A 7355-nucleotide genomic window follows, 5' to 3' on the forward strand; every position below is an offset into this window, starting at 1 on the left:
GGCAAGGACCCACTCCATGATGTCCAGTCTCCTGGCTTCCTTGGGTTTCAAGAAAACGTCTCCCTTCTTCATGAGTGACATTTTCTCAGACCGCTTACGGGGTGACAATATCACAGGCCAACAACACTCACCGCCTCGCTTCATTGACACTAACGGGGTGGTGTGCTATAGTTTTACTTGCCTGTGAGGCAGCCCGGAGGGGTGTCCGAGCGGTTTAAGGAGGCGGTCTTGAAAACCGTTGAACCCGAGACGGGTTCCGTGGGTTCGAATCCCACCCCCTCCGCCATTGTCGGACCGGGTTGGGAATCGGACCGGTGCGAGCCGGATGCGGCGGCCGCCGGGTAACAGCCGGGCCGGCGCCGGTGGTCGGTCTGGTGGAACGTTAGGCAACCGGCGACTGAGGACCGGCCTAAAGACGCGGAGAGATGGCCGAGTAGGCTGAAGGCGCTCGCCTGCTAAGCGAGTAGATGGGTGAATGCCTGTCTCGAGGGTTCAAATCCCTCTCTCTCCGCCATATAATGGTGGTCAACGACCGACGACTAATATGTGCGCCCGTAGCTCAACGGATAGAGCGTCAGACTACGGATCTGTAGGTTGGGGGTTCGAGTCCCTCCGGGCGCACCATTTTGGAAGTGAGAGGCCGGAAGTGAGAAGCCGGAAGTGAGAGGTGGAAACGGCGGAAGGAATGCAGAAGCTGCATTCCTCTGGTTTATATAGGCCGAATCGGGTTCTTGCCTGACGAGCGATGAAGAAGACCCGGTCAAATATGTGGATCGTTTCTCTTGCCGGCCACCGACGGCTGACGACCAACGACGGGGTACCCACGTTAGTGGGTCCACCAATATGCGCCCGTAGCTCAGGAGGAAAGAGCAGCGGTTTCCTAAACCGCGTGCCGGGGGTTCGAGTCCCTCCGGGCGCACCATTTTGGAAGTGAGAGGCCGGAAGTGAGAGGTGGGAACCGGTGGTAGGAATACGGCAAGCCGTATTCCCGGGGTGATTGCAGGGTCGGAGGCCGGAAGTCGGAAGTCGGAAGTCATAGGCCGGGACGGCGCGGGGGCGCTTTCCGGCGACAAGGCGGGTTTGATCAGCGGGTGAACCACGTTCCGGACCTGGCGGTGCACGCCGGGTATATGCGCGAAGCGCTGCGGGAAGCCGAAAAGGCCTACGCTGAAGGAGAGGTTCCGGTCGGCGCCGTGGTGGTGCGGGACGGGACAATCATCGGGCGCGGGCACAACCGGCGCGAGGCGGACAACGACGCCTCGGCGCACGCCGAACTCCTGGCGCTGCGGCAGGCGGCGCGGGCCGCCGGCGACTGGCGCCTGAGCGAGGCCACGGTGTATGTCACGATGGAACCTTGCCCGATGTGCGCGGGGGCCCTGGTGCAGTTCCGGGTGAAGCGGGTGGTCTACGGGACGGACGATCCCAAGGCCGGCGCGGCCGGCTCGGTGGTCGAATTACTGCGGGAGCCGCGGTTCAACCACCAGGTGGAGGTCATCCCCGGGGTGCTGGAGGCCGAGTGCCGAGAGATTGTCCAAAGGTTCTTCCGGGAGTTGCGCCGTTAGCCGATGTTAAACGGCTGTCGAAAGACAACACAATTAATATTCGTTAAACAACGCGGAGAGATGGCTGAGTCCGGTTGAAGGCGCTCGACTCGAAATCGAGTAGGCGGCCGAAATGCTGCCTCGTGGGTTCGAATCCCACTCTCTCCGCCACTTAATAATCAGGCAGATCGGGGCGCTCTCGCGCATTGGGCGGGAACGCTCTTTTTTGTTTTATCGGCCCATACCTGTACGAGCGTTTCCCTTTAGCCCTTGGAACGCCGTCGGCGCCATTTATATACAATAATACAATAAGACACCGAATAAACACCGGCTTGATTCAGCTGAAGGAGTCGTAGGCGAACACCACTTCCAAGGGTGCTCTTTCAGTGAAATCCGGCATTAAGGAGGAGGACCACCGATGACGAAGCTCTACGGCTGGGCTTCATATATGGCGCCGTTTCTGGACCACGCCTACGTCACCAGCAGCAAAGGCCACGCTTGGCCCTGCTGGGGCGGTGCCGAGGACGGCAGGGAGATCTGCAGCGGCCCGGGGGACGCCGGAGTGGCGGACTGCATATCCGAACCGGATTCGGAAGCGGGAATCGAATACGGGCTGACGGGGGCTTGTCACCAGACGGCGAACAGGATCCTGTGGCCGGCGGGGGTCACGGTGTCCAAGGCCGGGGGGCACGCCCTGTCGGCGTTGGTGTGGGGCGTGTACGGCACCCCGACCAAAACGGCGGAGCGTGAGTGGCGGGAGCGGATCGCCCGATGTTCAGGGTCGCCCGCGGACATCGCGGCGTCCAACCCGGCGTTCGGCAAAGAAGAAAAAGAGTACATGGAAAAGCTGATCGGTCTGCACCTGCAGACGGTGGAACGGGGGCCTCTGGAGACACTGGCCCTCGAAACGGAGCTGCTGATCGGTTTCCGGCTTCCCGGCGCCGGCGGGACGCTGGTCGAGAAAGTTTTAGGTATTCAGAAGGAGCTGCTGGCCCAAAAGGAAGCGCTGGACCAAGTCCTGCGCGACCGGTCCATTGACGGCCGGCGTTACGCGCTTGAAGTGAACAACCTGATTTACAAGGCGCTGGAACAGTCCCTCCGCTTCCTAAAGCCGGACCAATTCGAAAGGCTCTTCGGTCTGAAACCCGGTGTGCGGTGCGATGTCGTCGTCCCGGAAATAGCGGCCAAGCACCACGGTTAGCATCCGCCTGGTGCTATGGTTGCCGGGAACGTCAAACAACTGATCCTGTTGAAGCACGCCACAGCGAAGTCCCCCAGGGGCCGAGGGCCGGCAGGCGGACCTCCGGCCTCAGTCGCAGGTCAGGCGGCCCCGCAGGGGAAAGGAGGGGCCGGTGACCGTGACTCTGGTCCAGGCGCTGTTGGCCGGGTCGGGGGCCAGGGAGTGCGCCGCATGGGGCGAGAAAAGCTCCAGGCGGCTTACCCGGCGGTTGATCAATAGACGCAGCGTTTCCGGGGGACGGTAGGCCTGTGGAACGGCACCCTCCCTGGTCAGGCCGGCCTCCACCTCGATGTACCCTTTTCCGGCCGTCGCCCGCACCGGAAAAGCCAGCAGCGCCTCCCGGTCGAAATACTCCACCACCAGCCCTTCCGCCCGGTCAGCCACGGTGATGACGATCTCGAGGCCGTCGAGCGATTGGTCCGGGATGAACGACGGCGGTTCCGGGTACAGCGGCACGACCGCGTTCTCCCGGATAAAAAGGGGCAGGTCGGTGTCTTCGGCGGGGTCCGTCTCGTAGTCCTGTCCCCCGGCGCGCTCCCGGCGTGACCACCACGAGTACCATTTCCCGGGCGGAAGGTGGCAGGTCCGGGCCGGCGCCGGGTCCGTCAGCGGGGCGGCGAGCAGGTAGGGTCCCAGCAGGAACTCGGTTTCGTAATACTCCGGTCTCAGCGTCCCGGCCGACGGTGCCTCGTAGAAGATCGGCCGCATGACCGGCTGGCCGGTCCGGAACGCTTCGAACAGGAGTGAGTAAAGATAGGGGATGAGCCGGTAGCGCAGCTTGACGGCCCGGCGCGCGGCGGCTTCCACCCGCGGCCCGAACGACCACGGTTCCTGGTCCCCGGTGTCCTGGCAGGTGTGGGTCCGGCAGTACGGGTACAGGGCGCCCTGCAGGATCCACCGTTCGTAAAGCTCGGGGGACGGCGTGCCCCTGAATCCCCCGATGTCCGGCCCCGTGACCGGCTGGCCGGAAAGCCCGAGGTTCAGAAGCATGGGAATGCTCGCCCGCAGGTGTTCCCAGGTGGCGGCGTTGTCACCCGTCCAGGTGGCGGCGTATTTCTGTCCCCCCAGGTAGGTCGCCCGCGTGATGACGTAGGGGAGACAGGTCGACTTTGAAAGGCCGTCGTGCGTAGCCTTGGACATCAGCAGGCCGTATGCGTTGTGCACCCGCTCGTGGGGAAGGGTCACCGCCCCCGCCGCTCTGTGCCTCGCCCCCGGTGGCAGCGTGCGCCGGAGGTCGAAGGTGGAAGGCTCGTTCATGTCGCACCAGATGCCGTCCACTCCGGAGGACTCCACGAACTCCTTCACCAGTTCCCCCCACCATTCCCGGACCGCGGGGTCGAGAAAATCGGGAAAGTGACAGGGTCCGGGCCAGACCCGCCGGGAGAGGTTTTCCCCCTTTTTGCCGGTGACGAAGGCCCCCCGGCGGACACCGGTGTCGTAGGCGTGGTACCCCGGCTCGACCTTGATGCCGGGGTCGAGGATGGTCACCACCTTGAAGCCCCGGCCGTGCAACTCCCGGACCAGGTCCTGGTGGTCCTCGAAGCCCGGCCCCCAGGTGAAGCACTTGTACCGGTCCATGTAGGCGATGTCCAGGTGGAGCACGTCGCAGGGGAGGTCCCGGTTCCGGAAACCGGCGGCGATCTCCCGCACGCGGCCGGAAGGCGCATAGCTCCAGCGGCTTTGCTGGTACCCCAGGGCCCACTTGGGCAGGGGGGCCGGGGTGCCGGTCAGTGACGCCAGTTGGGCCATGACCTCCGGGAGGGTCGGTCCCAACAAGATGAAATAGTTCAATTCGGTGTCCCGGACGGCGTAGCGCATTCCTTTGCCACCGGCGGAGAAACCGAACCGCGCGTAGGCCGGGCTCTCGAAGACTAGCCCGAAGGCCGGCCCGCCCGCGTACTGGAACAACGCCACGGGCAGGGACTTGTAGAGCGGGTTGTCCCCGATTTGGTAATCGGAATTATCCGTGTTCCACATCACGACTTTTCGGCCGGCTTTGTCCATGGGGGGCGTGTTTTCCCCCAGGCCGAACACTCTCACCGCGCCCGCCCGCGGCAGGCGCTGGTTGACGAGAAGCCACCGTCTGGTTGTTTGCGGGGGAAGCGCTTCGGCAATGAAGAGCTCGGATCCGATCCAGGTTGACAAAGTCCCTTCGGCAACGCTGAGCCGGATACGGGCTTCCAACCCCTCGGTCAACAGGCTGGTAAATTCCAGAGCGGCACCGTCCTCGATGGTGAAATCCCAGCCGTCCGCATCTTGCCGCGCCGGGTCGACCGCCCAGGGCCGGTGCCCGATCCAGGATTCCTCGCCGTACGCGCTTTCCAGCCCGACCCGGAAGACGCCCCGGCTGAAGGGGCCGGCCGTGATCCGGCCGTGGCGGTTCACCAGGACCGCCGCGCCGGCCGCTGCTTGTTCGACCCGGTTCCGGTCGAAACGGCGGCCGCCGCGGGGCGGGATCCTGGTGTTCAACCATTTCTGGGTCGCCGAACTGATTTGGAGGCGGAGTCTATCCTTCAGCCTCAAGGTGATCACTCCGGAACGAGAGGGCGCTCTCGGTTTTTGATCAGGATATGCCTTATTGTACCTCATGCGGCGTGGGCGCCTGCAACCCTGGTCAGGTTATTAGTCGGCGTATGTCCGCATCACCGCGGCCTTGCGCCCGGCACGGTCATTCGTGGAAGGGGTGCCCTTCCGTGACGGCCGCGGCGCAACCCTCTTCTTCCCAGGTGGGCTGCGGCGGGAACGGGCCTCTTCGGAGACGAAATCCGGCGTACTTTTGAAACTTCATGCGGCGCCCGTGCGTCTAATTAAGTAAGAATCCCACGGAGAGAGGCCGGCATTTATGCGCAGGTTAGTCCTGGTGTTGTTGCTGGCGGCGTTTGTGCCGCTGTTTCAGGCGGACCCCCGGCCCGGGGCGGAGGCGGCCGCTTTCAAGCTCGGCAACGAGCGGCTGATGGAAGAATACCACCACCTGATCGCCGGGAAGAGGGTGGGGCTGGTCACCAACCAGAGCGGGGTGAACAGCCGCGGCGAGAGCACCATCGACGTCCTGGCGAAAGACAAGACGGTCCGGCTGACGGCGCTCTACGGCCCGGAGCACGGGATCGACGGGAAGGCCAAGGCCGGGGAATATGTGGAGTCCTACGTGCACCCGGCGCTGAAGATCCCGGTGTACAGTCTCTACGGAGCGACGCGGATGCCGACGGCGGAAATGCTGCGCGGCGTGGACGTGCTCCTGTTTGACGTGCAGGACATCGGCGCCCGGTCCTACACCTACATGTCGACCCTGAACTACTGCATGGTCGCGGCCGCCAAGCACAAGGTGCCGGTGGTCGTGCTGGACCGGCCCAACCCGCTCGGCGGGGTGATCGTGGAGGGGCCGGTGCTGGAGGACCGGTTCGTTTCCTTCGTCGGGGTGGACAACCTGCCCATGTCCCACGGCATGACCGCGGGCGAGCTGGCCCGGTTTTACAACCGCAAGATCGGAGCCGACTTGACGGTGGTGCCCATGGCCGGGTACGCTCGCACGATGATCTTCCAGGACACGGGGCTCAAATGGGTGCAGACTTCGCCGAACATCCCGGACCTGGAAGCGGTGTTCGGGTACGGCGCCACCGGTCTGGGCGAAGGGACCGGCATCTTTCAGGCCGACAAGTTCCGGTGGATCGGCGGTAAGGGGGTTGACGCCCGGAAATTCGCCGACCTGCTGAACCGGGCCGGGCTGCCCGGCGTGGTGTTCGTGCCCGAGACCCGGGGCGACGCCGGGGGCGTGCGCCTGAACATCGTCAACTACCGCACCTTCAACCCGGCCCGGAGCGGAATCTACGCCCTGGCCTACGCCCGTTCCCTGAGCGGTTTCAAGGTGCCCAAGAGCACTCCGAACAACATCGTGATGTTCGACAAAATCATGGGCACGGACAAAATGGGGCAGTACCTGGAAGAGGGGCTTTCCCCGGGCGAGATCGAGGCCCGGTACGCGCCGGCGCTGAACCGGTTCAAGGCGGAGCGGGAAAAGTACCTCATCTACGGTTACGAGCCGGGCCGTCCGTTCAAGCCGGGGGCGGTGCTGGTGCTGGTCGACGGCCGCGCGGTAGTTTCTGACGTCGCTCCGTACATCGACGCCAACAACCGGGTGATGGCGCCCCTGCGGGCGATCGTGGAAGCTCTGGGTGCGCAGGTGGACTATGAAACGAGGAGCAAGACGATCACCATCACCAGGGCCGGGAAGAAAAGCGTGTTCACCGTCGGCAGCACGACCGCCGTGTTTGACGGCACTGCGGTGACCCTGGACACCAGCCCGGTTATCAAGGACGGCCGCACCATGGTCCCGGCGCGGTTCACGGCCGAGTCGGTGGGGGCCAAAGTCCATTGGGACGGCGGGACGCGCATCGCCACTGTGATTTCGCCGCAGGTTGGATTCCGGCCCAGGAGCAATGGGTAATCCGGTTGTGTCAACGGCCAGTGAAAATGTCACCTTAGAACACGCTAATTTGGCCTGAGAAAATGTCACCCCTTAAGATCGTTAAAGTGGCCTGAGAAAATGTCACCCCCTGAAACCGTGCTCCAAGTATACA

4 protein-coding genes and 5 tRNA genes are annotated in these 7355 nt (G+C 63.9%); 8 read left to right on the plus strand and 1 reads right to left on the minus strand.

Annotated elements, in window-relative coordinates:
• The first annotated feature begins 195 nt into the window (after positions 1-195).
• From AB1402_10220 to AB1402_10250, 7 genes are all read left to right on the plus strand, one after another.
• Positions 196-286 (plus strand) — tRNA-Ser (locus tag AB1402_10220).
• Positions 287-419: 133 nt separating this feature from the next.
• A tRNA-Ser gene (locus tag AB1402_10225) sits at positions 420-514 on the plus strand.
• A 34-nt stretch (positions 515-548) separates the two neighbouring features.
• Positions 549-624 (plus strand) — tRNA-Arg (locus tag AB1402_10230).
• A 221-nt stretch (positions 625-845) separates the two neighbouring features.
• Positions 846-922 (plus strand) — tRNA-Arg (locus AB1402_10235).
• A gap of 208 nt (positions 923-1130) precedes the next feature.
• Positions 1131-1562, plus strand: coding sequence for a tRNA adenosine(34) deaminase TadA (tadA, locus tag AB1402_10240; protein MEW6541965.1), 432 nt, complete (start codon positions 1131-1133; stop codon positions 1560-1562).
• Between the two features lie 54 nt (positions 1563-1616).
• Positions 1617-1712 (plus strand) — tRNA-Ser (locus AB1402_10245).
• Positions 1713-1959: 247 nt separating this feature from the next.
• Positions 1960-2742 (plus strand): hypothetical protein, encoded by a 783-nt coding sequence (locus AB1402_10250; GenBank protein MEW6541966.1) that lies wholly within the window; start codon positions 1960-1962, stop codon positions 2740-2742.
• Positions 2743-2850: 108 nt separating this feature from the next.
• On the opposite strand, the gene AB1402_10255 is transcribed toward AB1402_10250, so the two are convergent.
• Positions 2851-5304 carry a TIM-barrel domain-containing protein gene (locus AB1402_10255; protein MEW6541967.1) on the minus strand — a complete coding sequence of 818 codons (2454 nt, stop codon included), beginning with the start codon at positions 5302-5304 and terminating at the stop codon, positions 2851-2853.
• Positions 5305-5623: 319 nt separating this feature from the next.
• On the opposite strand from AB1402_10255, the gene AB1402_10260 reads away from it, so the two are divergent.
• The gene (locus AB1402_10260) at positions 5624-7222 is read left to right on the plus strand and encodes an exo-beta-N-acetylmuramidase NamZ domain-containing protein (GenBank protein MEW6541968.1); all 1599 of its coding nucleotides are present in this window, start codon (positions 5624-5626) and stop codon (positions 7220-7222) included.
• The last annotated feature ends 133 nt before the right edge of the window (positions 7223-7355 follow it).

It is taken from the genome of Bacillota bacterium, assembly GCA_040757205.1.
GTDB lineage: Bacteria > Bacillota > Desulfotomaculia > Desulfotomaculales > Desulforudaceae > Desulforudis.

Bases quoted from the DNA above. Each gene is read 5' to 3' on its own strand.
- tadA (MEW6541965.1), top strand. From the start codon at position 1,131: ATGCGCGAAGCGCTGCGGGAAGCCGAAAAGGCCTACGCTGAAGGAGAG.
- AB1402_10250 (MEW6541966.1), top strand. From the start codon at position 1,960: ATGACGAAGCTCTACGGCTGGGCTTCATATATGGCGCCGTTTCTGGAC.
- AB1402_10260 (MEW6541968.1), top strand. From the start codon at position 5,624: ATGCGCAGGTTAGTCCTGGTGTTGTTGCTGGCGGCGTTTGTGCCGCTG.